Origin of the sequence: Bacillus sp. MRMR6 (assembly GCF_001940785.1) — a bacterium.
Taxonomy (GTDB): Bacteria; Bacillota; Bacilli; order Bacillales; family Cytobacillaceae; genus Neobacillus.
This window is the reverse complement of the sequence record NZ_MSLS01000001.1, coordinates 322275-339050: the sequence shown is the minus strand read 5'-3', so window position 1 is coordinate 339050 and position 16776 is coordinate 322275. Positions and strand designations below refer to the sequence as shown.

Below are 16776 nucleotides of genomic sequence, written 5' to 3'. Positions count from 1 at the left end.
AAACTTTATTGTTTTTCTTTAATCAAACCTAACTTTACTAAGCTTTCTGCAATTTGTACGGAATTCCATGCAGCACCCTTAAGTAAATTGTCAGACACAACCCACATATGGAATCCGCGGCTTTCATCTATGTCGTTACGAATTCTGCCCACGAAGACATCATTGCTTCCTACACAATTTGCAGGCATAGGGTACACTTGATTTTCAGGGTCATCCTGTAAAACAACACCTGGGGCATCCTTTAATAATTCTTTCATTTCACTTGCGGTTACTCCATCTTCTTCAATTTCAAAATAAACTGATTCAGAATGACCTACAGCAATCGGCAGTCGAACACATGTTGCAGAAACTGGTAAATCAGGTAAGTGCATGATTTTCTTAGTCTCATTAATCATTTTCATTTCTTCAAAGGTGTATCCATTTTCCTGAAATTTATCAATTTGTGGAATCGCATTGAAGGCGATTTGATAGTGATTTTTGTCGCCCTTTACAGGTAGTATATTCGGCTCTATTTCTTTACCGGCAAGAAGTGCCTCAGTTTGCTGATTCAACTCATCAATTGCAACAGCACCTGCCCCTGAAACCGCCTGATAAGTGGATACAATGACTTTCTTTAAACCATATTTTTTTCTAATAGGTTCTAGTGCGACTACCATTTGAATGGTAGAACAATTCGGATTAGCAATAATGCCATTGTGGTTCTGTAAGTCCTGTTCATTTACTTCCGGCACGACCAACGGTTTATCTTGATCCATACGGAAGGCGCTGGTATTATCCACTACAATTGCTCCACGTTTTACAGCTTCAGGAGCTAACTCTAATGAGATGTTGCCTCCAGCACTAAACAAAGCAATATCAACACCTTCAAAACTTTCAGGCTTTGCTTCTTGAATCGTAATTTCCTTACCATTTACCTCTACCTTTTTACCAGCAGATCTCGCGGATGATAATAAAGATAATTCCCTAATAGGAAACTTCTGATTAACTAAAGTTTTAATCATTTGTTGACCTACAGCTCCTGTTGCACCGACTACAGCTACATGAAAACCAGTTTGTGGACTCATTTCTTGTTACTCCCTTCAATCTAACAATAAAATTTATTGGTCATTTCTGTTCTTCGGAAAAAATCAGAAAAGGCACATCAATCATAATCATTTCCAGTGGGGGTGATGATCCCCACCGGTAAAATAATTATTAATATTCTAACATATTTCCTCAGTAAGAAAGTAACCTATTTGATGAAAGGAGAAGAAATTAGGTCAGATCCCTATACTTTTCTACTAAAACTGGCTGAATTTGTTTACCATCAATTGCTGATTCAACCGTTTCTTTTAGCAAGGTCATTCTCGCTACCATTGAATTTGGCTTTTTTACTGGATCATCTTGGCCGTATGGAATAAAGAAAATATTTTTCGTTGCCATTAACCTCATTAAATTTATCCCATTCAACCCTAGTGCATCATTCGTAGATATTCCAAGTACGACCGGTTTTAAATTTCTTAGTGTTGCTTTGGCAGCCATTAACACGGGGCTATCATTCATAGCATTAGCAAATTTACTCATTGACACACCTGTTAATGGAGCAATCACCATACAGTCTAACGGCATTTTAGGTCCTAAAGGTTCAGCCTTTACAATAGAATCGATTGCCTTATTACCAGTAAGGTCTTCAATTCTTGAAATCCAATCTTCGCCCTTTCCAAAGCGTGTATCTGTGTTTTTTACTGTATAAGAAACAACTGGTATTACTTCTGCTCCTGCTAGAACTAGTTTCTCTATTTCTGGAAATACCTCATCATACGTACAATGGGACCCCGTTAAGCCAAAGCCAATTTTTTTCCCTTTTAAGCTCATTTTGTATTCCCCTTTCGATTTCCGAAATCATCTTGAAGCAATTGAGCCAGAATATTAGCTAGAATTTGACCAGCCGTTTTTGGCGCGACAATGCCTGGTAACCCCGGAGCTAAAAGGGCTTTGATTCCCCTTTTTTCTGCATATCTAAAATCTGTACCACCAGGCTTCGAGGCAAGGTCAATGATTAAAGTATGAGTTGGCAACTTAGAAATCACAGAGGCACTTACAATTAACAGAGGGATCGTATTAATCAAAATATCTGTATCTCGTACTTCCTTTTCGATTTCATTCAAGTGAAACGGTGTTAACCCCATTTCAGTAATCCTAGCTAAATGTTCACTTTTTCTAGCACCAACCTTTACTTTTGCTCCAAGTGCCTGGAAGGTTCTAGAAACACTCATTCCCACTCTTCCTAAGCCTAAGACAGTAATGTTTGATCCATGAATCGTGAAATCTGTATGTTGGATGGCCATCATAATGGTACCTTCTACTGTCGGGATGGAATTATAAATAGCTACATCATCTCTTTCAAAAAGTTGAACGAGTTTACGCTTCGCATTTTTTGTTATCTCATTTAAATAGGAATTACTGATACCGGAATAAACCGTACAATGTTCCGGTGTTTTAATTAGCTTTTCTTCCGTTAACACTACCTTTTCGTTTGAAAAGATTGTTTCTACTAGTCCCTCTAAATTTGTACCGGGAACCGGCAAGATCAGTGCATCCATATTCGAAAAATCGACTTCATCTAACTTCTCCTTAACAGCGCCTGTGAAGGCATGGTCAAGCTGTTCGAAGCCAATAAGAGATAATCTGGCATCCAACTCGGTCAACTTCCGGATAATTTCCAGCTGTCTTGCATCTCCACCAATAACGGCTATCTGCATTCCTGTCAGCATGAAATCATTCACCTTCTTTTCAATAAATCCATTCAGGAAGTCTTGTATTGTATCACTTCAACATCTTATGTAAGTAATGTTCAATCGGTGAGTTTTCCTCAGATTAATAATAAAAAAAGCCCAAGCAAATTTTTTTTTGCTTGGACATCTAAGATATTTATACCAGGTTTTATTCCTCTTCAGAAGGAACATCGATAATAATCATATCGGTGCCAACTTTTTTTATATGCTGCCACGGCACCCTTATTTCTTCATTTTGTTTCCTAAAACCAAACCATTTTATAGAAGGGATTAATAATGCTTGAATTTGTCCTGTACTTGGGTTAATTTCAAGGTCGGTTTGTCCAAGAACACCTAGTCGTTCAGCCTTTTTTACATCAACAATCTCCTTACCGCTTAATTCACTCAGTCTCATCTTTATAGCCTCCCTCCAACCCCTTTTCTATATATTATCGATATCCAAGCCAATTTAGAATAAATAAAAAAACAGTTCGAAACTCGAACTGTTTTTTTATTGTTGAAAAACTATTTAGTCAAGGAAATCTTTGTGAATTTTCAGTTAGATTTCCTCTTTTTTTTTGGCTCTTTTCTTATAGAATGTTGTTATTGGAAATAAACATGGACCGTTTCTTTTCGCTACAGGCGCTTGCTTTCCGCGGGGAGGAAGTCGAGCCTCCTCGACGCTTCGCGTCTGTGGGGTCTCGACTTTTCCTCTATATCCCGCAGGAGTCAAGCGCCTTTCGCTACAATCCACTCTGCGCTTTGAATATTGGTAAAAGCAACAATCAGTTAGAAAAGAGCCTTTTTTTTGAATTGCTATATTGAATCATCTATAATTTTATATGTGAGGTGTAGGCCAATTTTCTGTAATGAACAGAGCTTGACCCACTTTTTCAAGTTTTGAATGATGGCCGTCATCAAAACTTGGGTTTCAACTTTTTTGGCTCCACGGTAATTCGCATAGCGCAAACCGTGGAGTTCTTTACTATGGGCGAAACTTAATTCTACGGTTGCAGGTCTGACGGAACGGAGTATTTTACCACGAAACGATAGGCGTTGTTCTCGAATCTTGTCGTATACGTCTTGGTGAATCGATACACGAAGGGTTCGATCTTCTTCTGGATTTTTCAAGAATGAGCACCCCTTACACCCCCTCTAAATAAATCATTTCGAGGAGATTTTATAAAATTCCCCATAATTTGTCCATTGATAAAAGACTTTATCAACAGAATGAAAAAACAGTTCGAAACTCGAACTGTTTTTTCTTATTTTAAGCTTTTTGGAAATTCACCATCTGGACTAATCAATGACACAGAATATTTATCGGTAAAGATCGATCTAGACATTCCATCCACACTTTGCTTTGTAACTAAATCAATTTGTTCAATGATTTCATCAAGTGAACGATGGCGTTTTAAAAGAAGCTCGTTTTTGCCATTTCTGCTCATCCTGCTGTTCGTGCTTTCTAAACTCAACATTAAGCTGCCTTTTAATTGTTCTTTACTATTGGTCAATTCTTTATCAGTAATTCCTTCTTGTTTTAACTTATCTAGTGTTTCTCGAATGGTTTCATACAACACATCAAGTTGTTTTGCACCAGTACCTCCATAGACCGTTACAATTCCATTATCCTGGTAGGCAGAATGGTATGAAAAGACAGAATAGGCCAAGCCCCTTTGTTCACGAACCTCCTGAAATAACCGGCTGCTCATGCTGCCGCCTAAAACATTATTTAAAATAATTAGGCTATATACATCCTCATGCCCAACCTTTAAACCTTCAAACCCAATACAAAGATGGGCTTGTTCAGTTTCCTTTTTCCTAGATATTCTATTAGATTGAAACACAGGAACTGGGATTTCACTAGTATCATTTCCACCCTCATAAGCACCAAAATACTTTTCAACTTCAAGAATGAAACTATCGGAGATATTTCCAGCAACTGAAATAACAACATTGTCCGGTGTATATCTTTGGTTCATATATTCCTTAAGTGTTTCTCCTGTAAAGGTATTTAATGTTTCCTCAGTACCTAAAATGGGATAGCCAAGTGGATGATCACCATAAACAGCACGACTGAGTAAATCATGAACGATATCGTCCGGCGTATCTTCATACATCTTGATCTCTTCTAGGACAACATTCTTTTCCTTCTTTAATTCTTCTTCCACAAAAGTCGAATTAAAAAACATATCTGCTAAAACATCCAAAGCAAATTGTGAATGCGTATCCAATACCTTTGCATAGTAACAGGTATATTCCTTTGATGTAAAAGCATTTACCTGACCGCCAATACTGTCAAAAGACTCAGCGATTTCTTTCGCTGAGCGCGTAGCAGTCCCTTTAAAAAACATATGCTCTAAAAAATGAGAAACACCATTTGTTTGAGGAATTTCATTTCTCGATCCTGTTCCAATCCATACACCGATCGCTACAGATCTAACTGTAGGAATATTTTCTAGTACGATTCTTACTCCGTTTTTGCATGTATGTTTATTAATCATCGAACTCCTCCGGATCTTCTACATTTATTTTATGATTCTATCTTCACTCATCAGATCGGTTAGGATACCGATTTTTAAGTTTTTTTCTTTAATAAGTGCAATTAATCGATCCAATGACTTAACCGTTGATTCTGTTGGGTGCATGAGTACCATGGAGCCATTATCTATCTTGGAAATGACACGGTTAATTAATGTATCTGGTGTTGGTTTTCTCCAATCAACCGTGTCCACGGTCCACAACACTGTCTTCATGTCTAATTCAGCAGCGATTTTAACTGTCTCTTCTCGGTAACTTCCACTTGGCGGTCCAAACCAAATACTTTTCTTACCCGTAGCAGCTTCAATTACTTCATTCGTTTTTACGATTTGTTCTCTAGCCTGCCCTGCAGTTAATCTGCTCATATCAGGATGTGAATAGGAATGATTTCCAACCTCATGCCCTGCACTGACTATCATTTTAGCCAATTCAGGGTTTTTTTTCACCCAATTTCCTTCGAGAAAAAAACTTGCATATACTTGATTCTTCTTTAGGGTTGCAAGTATATCTGACAAATATTCATTACCCCAGGCAACATTTATAATAAAGGTAACCATTGGTTTATCAGGGTGCCCTTTATAAATTGGAGATGACGGTAAATCATTAAGGTGTACATTTGGTGCAGTCTGTTTAAAAACTAATTTACTTTCATCAAAAATACCAGTTTTTTTCATTTTTTTATAAGATGCATCCAGATCAACAGTTAACCCGTTATATCCTGGTATTGCTTTCCATACAGGATCTATTTTCGCATCTGATGCTTTTATTTCATATGTAGAAGCACTTTTCACGATTGTCTGATAAAGAGGATCTGTCTGTTTTCCCGCCGGAAGGGCAGTTTCCTTCAAAGAAATTAGATACGTATTTACAAGCGGATTGTTTACTGCAAACAATATGGCCATTACTAAAAATGCCATTATCCCAAACTTTTTCATTTACCTTGCCCCCTTGATACAAAATATATGTACTCAAGGGACAAGGTAGAACTAAAAGAGGAAGCACTTAGGCGCTGGAGCTAGATAGTCAAAAGTAATTTATTAACCTGTTGAATTGAAAAGGTATCCATACACGGAAAAGGTCAGGGTTACCCCTGACCTGCCATATTGTGTCAAAACTGAAAAAGATTATTGCTTTTGCTCAGCCTTTTCACGTTGTTCTTTTAATATGGCCTTACGTGAAAGGTTAACGCGGCCTTGTTTATCAATTTCAGTAACTTTTACTAGTAATTCATCGCCAATCGCAATGACATCCTCCACTTTTCCAACTCGCTCTTCTGCTAATTCAGAAATATGGACAAGTCCGTCTTTACCAGCAAAGATTTCTACAAAAGCTCCGAATTTTTCAATACGTTTAACCTTACCTAGATACATTTGCCCTACTTCAACTTCACGGACGATATCTTCAATTATTTTCTTTGCCTTTAGGTTCATCTCTTGGTTAGTAGATGCAATAAAGACAGTTCCATCTTGTTCGATATCAATTTTAACGCCTGTTTCCTCAATAATTTTATTGATTTGTTTACCGCTTGGGCCGATGACATCACGAATCTTATCTGGGTTAATCTTCATCGTTAAAATCTTCGGAGCAAATTGAGAAAGCTCAGTTTTCGGTTCAGAAATGGTCGCAAGCATAGATCCTAAAATGTGCATTCTGCCAACCTTTGCTTGTTGGAGTGCTTCTTCTAGGATTTCACGAGAAAGACCTTCAATTTTGATATCCATTTGTAAGGCTGTTACACCCTTTGCGGTACCCGCTACCTTAAAATCCATATCTCCTAGATGGTCTTCCATCCCTTGGATATCAGATAATACAGTATAGTGTTCACCGGATTTAACAAGTCCCATTGCAATACCTGCTACTGGTGCTTTAATTGGCACACCCGCATCCATCATGGCTAACGTACTTGCACAAATACTTGCCTGAGAAGTCGAACCATTTGATTCAAGTACCTCAGATACTAGGCGGATGGTGTATGGGAAATCCTTTTCAGTTGGAATAATCGGTTCTAGGGCACGTTCACCAAGTGCACCATGTCCTATTTCACGGCGGCCAGGTCCTCTAATAGGCCCTGTTTCACCTACACTAAACAGTGGAAAATTGTAATGATGCATGAAACGTTTTTCTTCTTCGATTCCTAATCCATCAAGAATTTGTACGTCTCCCATTGCACCAAGAGTACAAATGCTCAATGCTTGAGTTTGTCCACGTGTAAACAATCCAGATCCATGTGTACGAGGAAGCAAACCAATCTGTGATGATAATGGACGAATTTCGTCAATTTTACGGCCATCAGGACGAACCTTTTCAACCGTAATTAGGCGTCGAACTTCACCTTTTACAATCTTATCTAGAATCTGCTTTACTTGTTTCATATCATCTTCTGTTGCTTCTTGTTCTTGATACTTAGCAATAACTTGATTCTTTACTTCTTTAATGGCATCTTCACGGGCATGTTTTTCTTGAACTTGGATCGCCTTAACCATATTCTCTTCGCATATTTCTCTTACTTCAGCTTCAAGCTGCTGGTCAAGTTCGTATAATGAAATATCCCTTTTTGCCTTTCCAACTTCAGCCACAATCTTTTCCTGGAAGTCAATTAGGCGAATAATCTCGTTATGACCAAACATAATTGCCTCAAGCATAACTTCCTCAGAAACCTCATCTGCTCCCGCTTCAACCATATTAATCGCATCTTTTGTTCCAGCGACTACTAGGTTAATATCGCTCATTTCAGCTTGCTCAACGGTTGGATTGATAACGAAGTTTCCGTCAACACGCCCCACTACAACACCAGCAATAGGACCTTCGAAAGGAATATCTGATGTACTAAGGGCTAAAGACGATCCAAACATCGCTGCCATTTCAGAAGAACAGTCTTGGTCTACACTCATAACAATGCTGATAACTTGTACATCATTACGGAAACCATCAGCAAACAGCGGGCGGATTGGACGGTCAATAAGACGGCTGGCTAAAATAGCCTTTTCACTAGGACGTCCTTCTCTTTTAATAAAACCTCCGGGAATTTTCCCTACTGCATATAGTCTTTCTTCATAGTTAACAGTTAATGGGAAAAAGTCTAGATTTTTTGGTTCTTTCGAAGCTGTAGCTGTACTCAATACGGCAGTATCACCATAGCGGACCATTACTGCGCCATTCGCTTGTTTTGCAAGCTGGCCGGTTTCAACAGTCAGTTTTCGACCTGCCCATTCCATGGAATACTCATGTTTTGTTTGTTCCATTATGTTACCCCTCTCTATCTAACATACTTTAGAGGATGAGCTTACGATAAGTCATTCGCCCATATCATCTAATATAGAAAAAGCCAATAAAGGCTTACTTTATTTAAAACAAATATACCTATAGTATGCACAAATTATCGTGACTTAAAATATGTATAATAATTTTTTATCTCAGAAAAAACTATACTAAGTATGAATGTTTTTTGTTTTTTAACCTAACAAAAAAGCGGGAAAATTCCCGCTTGTTTTGATTATCGACGAAGACCAAGTTTTGTGATTAATACACGGTAACGTTGAACATCTGTATTACGTAAGTAAGTTAAAAGATTACGACGCTTACCAACCATTTTCAACAGACCTCGACGTGAGTGGTGGTCCTTCTTATGAGTACGTAAGTGCTCATTCAAATTGTTGATTGATTCAGTAAGGACAGCGATTTGAACCTCTGCAGATCCAGTATCGTTTTCATGAGTCTTATACTCATTGATAAGTTCATTTTTACGTTCTTGAGTGATTGCCATCCTATTCACCTCCTAAAATATACTATCCCCTGTTACCGAGCAAGCGTCGGTGACTCGACTTGCCAAGCAAAGGTTATTTTTAATACGTAAATAAGAATACAACTTTTTAAGACAAAAAGCAAGTCAATTCATGAAGGAACTACTCTTTATTCAAAATTTTGTGGTTTGTTAAAGTAGTTTATGGCATTTTGTTTGTCTGTGTTGATTTGAGATACCAATTCGGAGATTCCTGAAAACTTTTGTTCTTTTCTTAAGAAGATACGCCATTCTACTTGTAAATTTTTACCGTAGATATCTTGGTCAAAATCAAATAAATGGACTTCGACAGAAAGTTTTGCTCCATTTTCATTAAAAGTTGGTTTATATCCAACATTACATACCCCATGGTACCAGGTTTCATTTACCAGGGTCCTGACGGCATAGACACCTACTGGAGGGACAATATACTCTTCATTTATTTCACAATTTGCCGTTGGGAAGCCAATGGTCCTGCCTCGTTTATCCCCATGAATGACCGTGCCAGCAGTAGTGTAGAATCTCCCAAGCAAGTGAGGAAGTTCACCTGTTCTTCCCTCTTTGAGGTACTTCCTAATCCGTGTAGAACTTACCTTTTCATTATCTGAAGTAAATTTCTCCACAACAGAATATGTAAATTGTCCTCTAGAATGGAATGGCAATGTTTCCATTGTTCCCTTCCCCATCCTGCCATATGAAAAATCAAATCCTGCCACAACATGTTTCACATTCAATTCGATAATAAATTGATCAATAAACTCCTGTGGTAGGAGATTAGCAAACTCTGGTGTAAATTGAACAATGAAAAGATAATCAATCCCCAGCTGTTCAATCAATTTTATTTTCTCTTCTAAAGGAGTTATATACTGGACATGCTGGTCAGTCTTGCCCAAAATAACAGATGGATGTGGGTCAAAGGTCATCACAGCAGACTTGATCTCTCCCTGTGCTGCTTGTTGTTTTGCCTCAAGTATAACCTTCTGATGTCCAAGATGGACACCATCAAAATAACCGAGCGCCATAGAAAGCGGCGGAAGTTCAATATTATTCAAGTTAAGTGGAAAATAAAGCTTCTTTACTTCCAAGGAAACTCACCTTTTCTCTATACCGTACCTTTATAGTTCTTGATTATTTCTTAACACTTTAACAGGTTTAAGCAGGTCAGGCTTCGCTGGATGAACCGCATAAATGGCGATTGCCTGGCCTTCAATTGTTTCAGCGATAATAGGTCCGTTGATATATTTTAAATTTTCTGGTATCTGCAAAAGCGCGCCATTTTTCACTTTCTCTGCTACTTTATCATTTATTACGTATTTCGGCAAATGAGATAGTGCGGTTTCCAAAGGCTTTAAGACCGATGAGATCGCCCCTTTATCCATTAAATCCTCAATTTCCTCAAATGTTAAGCAGTCTTCTAATGAAATGGCCGCTGATTGAACTCTAATTAAATGAGACATATGTGCAGGATAACCAAGGATCTCTCCAATCATTACGGCGAGAGTTCTTATATATGTACCCTTTGAGCAGCTCACTCTAAACCGAAATGATATGGTTTCACCTGAAAATTCTTCTCGGTCATCAAGTAGATCGATTGAGTAGATTGTAACCTTTCTAGTTGGCCTTTCTACCTCAATACCTTTACGAGCATATTCATAAAGGCGGGTTCCTCCTACCTTTACAGCGGAATACATTGGAGGCGTCTGTTCAATCACTCCTGTTAGGGACTTAAGAACCTTTACTATAGCTGTTCTTTGAAGCACACCTTCAATAACCTTCTTATCAACGACATCTCCTGAAGCATCCTCTGTTGTAGTAGAAAAACCGATGGTTACTTCACCTTCATACGTTTTTCCTGCATCTGTTATGTATTCTGCAATCTTTGTGGCTCTGCCAATACATATAGGAAGAACACCTGTGACATCTGGGTCAAGTGTGCCAGTGTGCCCTACTTTTTTTGTTTTTAGTATCTTGCGCAATCTGAATACACAATCATGTGATGTCAGTCCGGCAGGTTTATATAAAGGTAAAATACCTTCCATACCAATCCCTCCGATATAAGGTTTTCATTCGTTACTGTGTTAGAGGTCAGTTTGATTGTAGCAGGTGAGACCCCGCAGGCGCTTTAGCGCAGAATCGGGCTCGCCGAACCTCCTGCGGTAAGCGAAGCACCGGGAGCGCAAATCAACAGGCACTTTAACACAGCCAATTCAAAAAAAAGGATAGACAATTGTCTATCCTAATTATTCTTCTTCGCGATTTTCCATTGGTTTTTCATCACCATGTAATTGATGAAGAAGAGAATTGATTCGATTTCCGTATTCCATTGCGTCATCCCATTCAAACTGAATTTCAGGTGTTTTTCGCAAACGGATTCGATTCCCGATTTCAGTTCTGATAAAGCCTTTCGCCTTTGCCAGACCTTTTAAGGTGTTCTCTTTTTGTTCTTCATCGCCTAGTACAGAAATGAAAACCTTTGCTTGCTGTAGGTCTCCTGTTACTTGAACATCCGTGACTGTTACAAAGCCGATCCGGGGATCTTTAATTTTACGGCCAATGATGTCACTAAGTTCCTTTTTCATTTGTTCTCCTACACGATTTGCTCTGTGGCTCATAACATTCACCTCTTAATTTAAAGCCATTCAATATCGGTGATCGTTCTTTCTATCTCTGGAAACGAGTCAATTAACTTGAGTGCATTCTGAAGCTCCTGCTCGGTTGAAACCTTAGAAGAAGTTACAACAGCAATAGCGATTTTCGTACGTTGCCATACATCCTGATAATCAACCTCAGAAACGGATACGTTAAATCTCTGTTTTAACCGCACCAAAATACGCTGCAAAACTGCACGTTTCTCTTTTAATGAATTGGCATCATAAATGATACATTCACACTCGGCTACGCCAACGATCATGTACGCTCTATTTCTTCCATTACAAATGCTTCAATAATATCTCCTTCTTTTACATCATTGAAGTTCTTAATTGTGACACCGCACTCATAACCTTTGGCTACTTCTTTCGCATCGTCTTTAAAGCGTTTTAAGGCATCGATTTGTCCTTCATAAACGACAACACCATTACGGATTAAACGAATTCCGCTATCACGAGTAATTTTTCCTTCGGTAACGTAAGAACCTGCAATGGTTCCAACCTTTGAAACCTTAAAGGTTTGGCGAATTTCTGCCTGACCAATAATCTTTTCTTGGAATTCAGGGTCGAGCATCCCCTTCATCGCTGCCTCAATCTCTTCAATTACTTTATATATGATACGGTGTAAACGCACATCAACCTTTTCAGCTTCTGCGGCACGCTTAGCATTAACATCTGGACGTACGTTAAAACCAATTACAATCGCATTCGAGGCAGCAGCAAGTGTGATGTCCGACTCATTGATTGCACCTGCACCACTATGAATGATTTTGATATTGACACCTTCAACATCTATTTTTTGAAGGGAGGCAGCAACTGCCTCTGCAGAACCTTGAACATCAGCTTTTAAGATAATGTTAAGATCCTTCATTTCACCTTGCTTCAATTGATCAAATAACGTTTCAAGGCTTACAATTGACTTTTCACCACGTTGTGCAACCAAAGCCTGCTGTGCACGTGCTTCACCAACTTGACGTGCCGTTTTTTCATCATCAAACACTACGAAGCGGTCACCTGCTTGAGGAACATCACTTAGACCTGTAATTTCTACTGGTGTGGAAGGTCCTGCCTCTTTTACTCGGCGTCCTAAATCATTTACCATGGCACGAACACGGCCATAGGTGTTCCCAACAACAATCGGGTCACCAATTTTTAATGTACCATTTTGAACAAGCAAAGTAGCAACTGATCCTCGGCCTTTATCTAGCTGTGCTTCAATAACAGTTCCAACTGCATTTCTATTTGGATTAGCTTTCCACTCTTCTACTTCACCTACAAGGAGAATCATTTCTAGCAGTTGATCAATTCCTTCTCCAGTTATAGCAGATAGTGGTACAAAGATGGTATCTCCACCCCATGCTTCTGCTACTAATCCATGCTCGGTAAGCTCCTGCATAACACGGTCAGCATTTGCAGCTTCCTTATCCATTTTATTAACAGCGACAATAATTGGTACTTCGGCAGCCTTTGCATGGTTAATCGCTTCAACTGTTTGAGGCATTACACCATCATCTGCTGCTACAACTAAGATAGTTATATCCGTAATTCTTGCACCACGTGCACGCATCGTTGTAAAGGCAGCGTGTCCTGGTGTATCTAGGAAGGTAATTTTCTTACCATTTTCAACAACCTGATACGCACCGATATGCTGGGTAATTCCGCCCGCTTCTCCTTCGGTTACCTTTGTGTTACGAATAGAATCCAATAGGGTTGTTTTACCATGGTCAACGTGCCCCATAATCGTAACAACAGACGGTCTTTCAACGAGGTCCTCTGATGTATCTTCAGTAAAGTAAACCTCAAGGTCTGTTGCATCAATTTTTATTTCTTCTTCAACCTCGACACCGTACTCATTTGCAATCAATTCAATCGCATCTTTATCTAATGCTTGATTGATTGTTGCCATTACACCTAGCATAAAGAGCTTCTTGATGATTTCTGACGGTTCACGATAAAGCTTTTTAGCTAGCTCAGCAACAGTTAAACTTTCACTAAAGGTGATTTTTGCAGGAAGTTCTTTAACTTTCTTAACCTGTGGTTGTACTGGTTGAACCGGAGTATAATTCTTTTTCCGATTGTTATTATTATTACGATTTTGGTTATTATTATTAAAAGGTTTTTTATTTCCTTTTCCAGCACTGAATACTTTATTTTCTTTTGATTGGAATTCCTGGCTTTGCTTTTTACCTTCTACCTTTTTTGGAGGAGAAACCACTTTCACCTTGCTAGGTGTATTATTTTTCGCATCATCATCTTCAAAGGCCTTTGGACTTGTCTTTGGCTGAACTTGTGGCTTTTGGACTTGTTGTGGTTTGTTAGGGTTAGGCCTTTGGTTCTGACGGTTATCCTGCTGTGTTTTGTTCTGTGTTTGCTGGTTATTACTTTCTTTTTTCTTGAAAGTTGCGTCAAGCTTTCCAACTGCTGCATCTTCTATTGTTGCCATATGATTTGAAACCTCTATGTTCATTTCTTTTAATTTTGTTATAACGTCCTTACTTGAAATATTATATTTCTTTGCATATTCATAAACACGTATTTTACTCATTATTTCACCCCCGCTAGAATTAATCGAGCAACGATACCAGTTTTTTTGCAAATCCATCATCTAATACAGCTACAACAACGCGGGCTTCTTTGCCTATCGCTCGGCCAAGAAGGTAACGGTCTTCCACTAATTTATATGGAACTTCATATGATTTACATTTATCTGTAATTTTTTTGGTCGTATTTGCAGATGCATCTGCTGACAATAAAATGAGCTTTGCTTTACCGTTCCGTATTTCCTTCACGGAAAGCTCCTCACCTGATATAATTTTTCGTGCTCGATTGGCCAAGCCAAGCAATGACATCCATTGATTCTCCTTCATATGGACTGCCTGTTCTCTTTCTCTATAAGCTCTATAAGTTCTTCGTACAGACCTTCACTTATTGAAACCTCTAAATGGTTAGATAAGATATTTTTCTTCTTGGCTAATTGTACAGCTTCCTTGTCCTTTGAAAGGTATGCACCTCTACCAGACTTTTTACCTGTTAAGTCGATAGATACTTCCCCTTCTTTGGAGCGAACGATGCGAACTAGTTCTTTTTTCGGCTTCATTTCACCGGTTGCCACACATTTGCGCATAGGAACTTTTTTACGATTGTTCACGATCATTCACCTCACACTATTCCATTTCATCTTCTACATTTAAGTCTAGATCATCGTGGTTATCAAAAAGCCTGATCATTTCTTCACGAGGATAGATTCCCAATTCGCGAGCCTCAGCTTCTGCTTTGATATCGATTTTCCAGCCGGTTAGTTTAGCCGCGAGCCGAGCATTTTGTCCCCGCTTACCAATTGCCAGTGACAGTTGATAGTCAGGTACCACTACCGTAGTTGCCTTGTCTGCTTCATTGACCATAACATCTAAAACCTTAGATGGACTTAAAGAGTTAGCAACAAAAACGACTGGATCGTCTGACCATTTAACGATGTCAACCTTTTCACCTTTTAACTCATTTACGACCGCTTGTACCCTTGTCCCTTTTGGACCTACACATGATCCAACTGGATCCACTTCATTATTCTCTGAGTGTACAGAGATTTTAGAACGGTCACCAGCTTCACGGGCAACAGATTTAATTTCAACTGTTCCATCATAGATCTCAGGTACTTCAATTTCGAATAAACGCTTTAATAGTCCAGGATGTGTTCGTGAAACAAAGATTTGAGGACCCTTCGTTGTTTTTTCTACTTTTGTGATAAATACCTTAATTCGATCATGCGGCTTGTAACGTTCATTCGGAATTTGTTCATTTACTGGTAGTAATGCTTCTATTTTACCAAGGCTTACGTAAATAAATTTAGAATCCAGTCTTTGAACGATACCAGTCATAATATCTTCTTCGCGATCAATAAATTCTGAATAGATAATGCCTCTTTCAGCTTCTCTTACACGTTGTGTAACTACCTGTTTGGCGGTTTGAGCAGCAATTCTACCAAAGTCCTTTGGTGTCACTTCCATCTCAACCACATCTTCTACAGAATAGTTTGGATTGATTTGTCTAGCATCTTCTAGAGAAATTTCAAGACGTGGGTCAAAGACTTGATCAACTACTTCTTTCCTTGCAAATACTCGCATTGATCCTGTTTTCAGGTTTAGATCAATCCGCACATTCTGGGCTTGGTTAAAGTTACGTCGATATGCCGAAACAAGTGCTGCTTCAATTGCATCAATTAATACTTCCCTTGAAATGCCTTTTTCTCTTTCTAGTATAATAAGAGCATCTAATAATTCGCTGCTCATTTGATTGTATCCCCCTAACTATAATTAAATTATCTATTTTTATCCCGCATTAACGGGCAATAACACCATCACTTCAAGACTAAGATGAAATCAAAGCAGAATAAAAGGAGGATAAACTGCCCGTAAAAGCCCGATTAATTCAACTAACCATTAGCAATGGATAAAGCCACCACTAATGGAAGTTTCATTTATGAAAAAATGACAGCTAGTCTTGCATTTGCTACTTTTTCAAAAGGTATCTCTACCGATTTCTTACGTGTTTTAATTTTCACTTCTACTATTAAAGCATCACCGTTGTATTCAAGTAATTTTCCCTCGAAGCTTTTTTCACCATCAATCGGCTCATATGTTTTAACAAACACATTTTTACCTACTGCCTTTTCAAAATCTCTAGCTTTTTTTAAGGGACGCTCTGCTCCAGGGGAGGAAACTTCAAGAAAATAATTATGGGTTATTGGATCAATTTCATCGAGTTTTTCACTTAATCGCTCACTAACAATTCCGCAATCCTCTATATCAACACCATTATCTTTATCAATATATACGCGCAGGAACCAGCTTTTTCCTTCTTTCACATACTCGATTTCAACCAATTCAAGTCCTAGTTCTTGAATGATTGGTTGAGCTAGCTCTTCTATTACTTCCGTTACTTTGCTCATGTTTTAACCTCCTTTACCGCAATTACTCACCCATATTATACGTATTTCACGGAAAGTTTTATAAATATCTCTGCAAAAAAACCTTATACAAAAACGAAAGAGCGGGTTTCC

17 protein-coding genes and 1 pseudogene are annotated in these 16776 nt (G+C 38.6%); all 18 read right to left on the bottom strand.

All coding sequences use genetic code 11. The annotated features are described in order from the left end of the window. Positions 1–5: 5 nt before the first annotated feature. Complete coding sequence (gene asd, locus BTR25_RS01745) at positions 6–1064, bottom strand: aspartate-semialdehyde dehydrogenase (RefSeq protein ID WP_075685526.1); 1059 nt, start codon at positions 1062–1064, stop codon at positions 6–8. Positions 1065–1254: 190 nt separating this feature from the next. Continuing rightward, positions 1255–1854 (bottom strand): dipicolinate synthase subunit B, encoded by a 600-nt coding sequence (dpaB, locus tag BTR25_RS01740; protein WP_075685524.1) that lies wholly within the window; start codon positions 1852–1854, stop codon positions 1255–1257. Continuing rightward, entirely contained in the window at positions 1851–2753 is a 903-nt protein-coding gene (dpaA, locus tag BTR25_RS01735; RefSeq protein ID WP_075685522.1) for a dipicolinic acid synthetase subunit A, read from the bottom strand. Before dpaA ends, dpaB begins: the two co-directional genes overlap by 4 nt. Positions 2754–2922: 169 nt before the next feature. Then, positions 2923–3168 (bottom strand): YlmC/YmxH family sporulation protein, encoded by a 246-nt coding sequence (locus BTR25_RS01730; protein WP_075685520.1) that lies wholly within the window; start codon positions 3166–3168, stop codon positions 2923–2925. Between the two features lie 401 nt (positions 3169–3569). After that, a pseudogene (locus BTR25_RS01725) lies at positions 3570–3902 on the bottom strand (transposase); the annotation flags it as partial. A gap of 116 nt (positions 3903–4018) precedes the next feature. Then, positions 4019–5257 (bottom strand): M16 family metallopeptidase, encoded by a 1239-nt coding sequence (locus tag BTR25_RS01720; RefSeq protein WP_075685516.1) that lies wholly within the window; start codon positions 5255–5257, stop codon positions 4019–4021. 24 nt (positions 5258–5281) lie between these two features. After that, positions 5282–6229, bottom strand: a complete 948-nt coding sequence (locus tag BTR25_RS01715; protein ID WP_075685514.1) for a polysaccharide deacetylase family protein — start codon at positions 6227–6229, stop codon at positions 5282–5284. A gap of 189 nt (positions 6230–6418) precedes the next feature. Continuing rightward, the gene (gene pnp / locus BTR25_RS01710; protein ID WP_075685512.1) at positions 6419–8536 is read right to left on the bottom strand and encodes a polyribonucleotide nucleotidyltransferase; all 2118 of its coding nucleotides are present in this window, start codon (positions 8534–8536) and stop codon (positions 6419–6421) included. A gap of 251 nt (positions 8537–8787) precedes the next feature. Beyond that, positions 8788–9057, bottom strand: coding sequence for a 30S ribosomal protein S15 (gene rpsO / locus BTR25_RS01705; RefSeq protein ID WP_075685510.1), 270 nt, complete (start codon positions 9055–9057; stop codon positions 8788–8790). Between the two features lie 146 nt (positions 9058–9203). Next, complete coding sequence (gene ribF, locus BTR25_RS01700; RefSeq protein WP_075685508.1) at positions 9204–10157, bottom strand: bifunctional riboflavin kinase/FAD synthetase; 954 nt, start codon at positions 10155–10157, stop codon at positions 9204–9206. 30 nt (positions 10158–10187) lie between these two features. Continuing rightward, on the bottom strand, positions 10188–11111 hold the full coding sequence (truB, locus tag BTR25_RS01695) for a tRNA pseudouridine(55) synthase TruB (RefSeq protein ID WP_075685506.1): 924 nt from the start codon (positions 11109–11111) through the stop codon (positions 10188–10190). A gap of 201 nt (positions 11112–11312) precedes the next feature. Beyond that, positions 11313–11684 carry a 30S ribosome-binding factor RbfA gene (gene rbfA, locus BTR25_RS01690; protein WP_075685504.1) on the bottom strand — a complete coding sequence of 124 codons (372 nt, stop codon included), beginning with the start codon at positions 11682–11684 and terminating at the stop codon, positions 11313–11315. Between the two features lie 17 nt (positions 11685–11701). Beyond that, positions 11702–11983, bottom strand: a complete 282-nt coding sequence (locus BTR25_RS01685; RefSeq protein ID WP_075685502.1) for a DUF503 domain-containing protein — start codon at positions 11981–11983, stop codon at positions 11702–11704. Continuing rightward, complete coding sequence (gene infB, locus BTR25_RS01680; RefSeq protein WP_075685500.1) at positions 11980–14265, bottom strand: translation initiation factor IF-2; 2286 nt, start codon at positions 14263–14265, stop codon at positions 11980–11982. Before infB ends, BTR25_RS01685 begins: the two co-directional genes overlap by 4 nt. Positions 14266–14284: 19 nt before the next feature. Continuing rightward, on the bottom strand, positions 14285–14587 hold the full coding sequence (locus tag BTR25_RS01675) for a YlxQ family RNA-binding protein (RefSeq protein WP_075685498.1): 303 nt from the start codon (positions 14585–14587) through the stop codon (positions 14285–14287). After that, positions 14584–14868 (bottom strand): RNase P modulator RnpM, encoded by a 285-nt coding sequence (gene rnpM / locus BTR25_RS01670; protein ID WP_075685496.1) that lies wholly within the window; start codon positions 14866–14868, stop codon positions 14584–14586. The genes BTR25_RS01675 and rnpM overlap by 4 nt, the downstream gene beginning before the upstream one ends. Positions 14869–14884: 16 nt before the next feature. Beyond that, positions 14885–16006: a transcription termination factor NusA gene (nusA, locus tag BTR25_RS01665; RefSeq protein ID WP_075685494.1), complete on the bottom strand. Its 1122-nt coding sequence runs from the start codon at positions 16004–16006 to the stop codon at positions 14885–14887. A 188-nt stretch (positions 16007–16194) separates the two neighbouring features. Then, positions 16195–16665, bottom strand: coding sequence for a ribosome maturation factor RimP (rimP, locus tag BTR25_RS01660; protein ID WP_075685492.1), 471 nt, complete (start codon positions 16663–16665; stop codon positions 16195–16197). Positions 16666–16776: the final 111 nt, after the last annotated feature.

What these genes read in the sequence shown, in the direction of transcription:
- dpaB (WP_075685524.1), bottom strand. Translation starts at nt 1,854, where the DNA reads ATGAGCTTAAAAGGGAAAAAAATTGGCTTTGGCTTAACGGGGTCCCAT.
- pnp (WP_075685512.1), bottom strand. Translation starts at nt 8,536, where the DNA reads ATGGAACAAACAAAACATGAGTATTCCATGGAATGGGCAGGTCGAAAA.
- BTR25_RS01685 (WP_075685502.1), bottom strand. Translation starts at nt 11,983, where the DNA reads ATGATCGTTGGCGTAGCCGAGTGTGAATGTATCATTTATGATGCCAAT.
- infB (WP_075685500.1), bottom strand. Translation starts at nt 14,265, where the DNA reads ATGAGTAAAATACGTGTTTATGAATATGCAAAGAAATATAATATTTCA.
- rpsO (WP_075685510.1), bottom strand. Translation starts at nt 9,057, where the DNA reads ATGGCAATCACTCAAGAACGTAAAAATGAACTTATCAATGAGTATAAG.
- BTR25_RS01730 (WP_075685520.1), bottom strand. Translation starts at nt 3,168, where the DNA reads ATGAGACTGAGTGAATTAAGCGGTAAGGAGATTGTTGATGTAAAAAAG.
- rbfA (WP_075685504.1), bottom strand. Translation starts at nt 11,684, where the DNA reads ATGAGCCACAGAGCAAATCGTGTAGGAGAACAAATGAAAAAGGAACTT.
- BTR25_RS01720 (WP_075685516.1), bottom strand. Translation starts at nt 5,257, where the DNA reads ATGATTAATAAACATACATGCAAAAACGGAGTAAGAATCGTACTAGAA.
- nusA (WP_075685494.1), bottom strand. Translation starts at nt 16,006, where the DNA reads ATGAGCAGCGAATTATTAGATGCTCTTATTATACTAGAAAGAGAAAAA.
- dpaA (WP_075685522.1), bottom strand. Translation starts at nt 2,753, where the DNA reads ATGCTGACAGGAATGCAGATAGCCGTTATTGGTGGAGATGCAAGACAG.
- BTR25_RS01715 (WP_075685514.1), bottom strand. Translation starts at nt 6,229, where the DNA reads ATGAAAAAGTTTGGGATAATGGCATTTTTAGTAATGGCCATATTGTTT.
- BTR25_RS01675 (WP_075685498.1), bottom strand. Translation starts at nt 14,587, where the DNA reads ATGAAGGAGAATCAATGGATGTCATTGCTTGGCTTGGCCAATCGAGCA.
- truB (WP_075685506.1), bottom strand. Translation starts at nt 11,111, where the DNA reads ATGGAAGGTATTTTACCTTTATATAAACCTGCCGGACTGACATCACAT.
- rimP (WP_075685492.1), bottom strand. Translation starts at nt 16,665, where the DNA reads ATGAGCAAAGTAACGGAAGTAATAGAAGAGCTAGCTCAACCAATCATT.
- asd (WP_075685526.1), bottom strand. Translation starts at nt 1,064, where the DNA reads ATGAGTCCACAAACTGGTTTTCATGTAGCTGTAGTCGGTGCAACAGGA.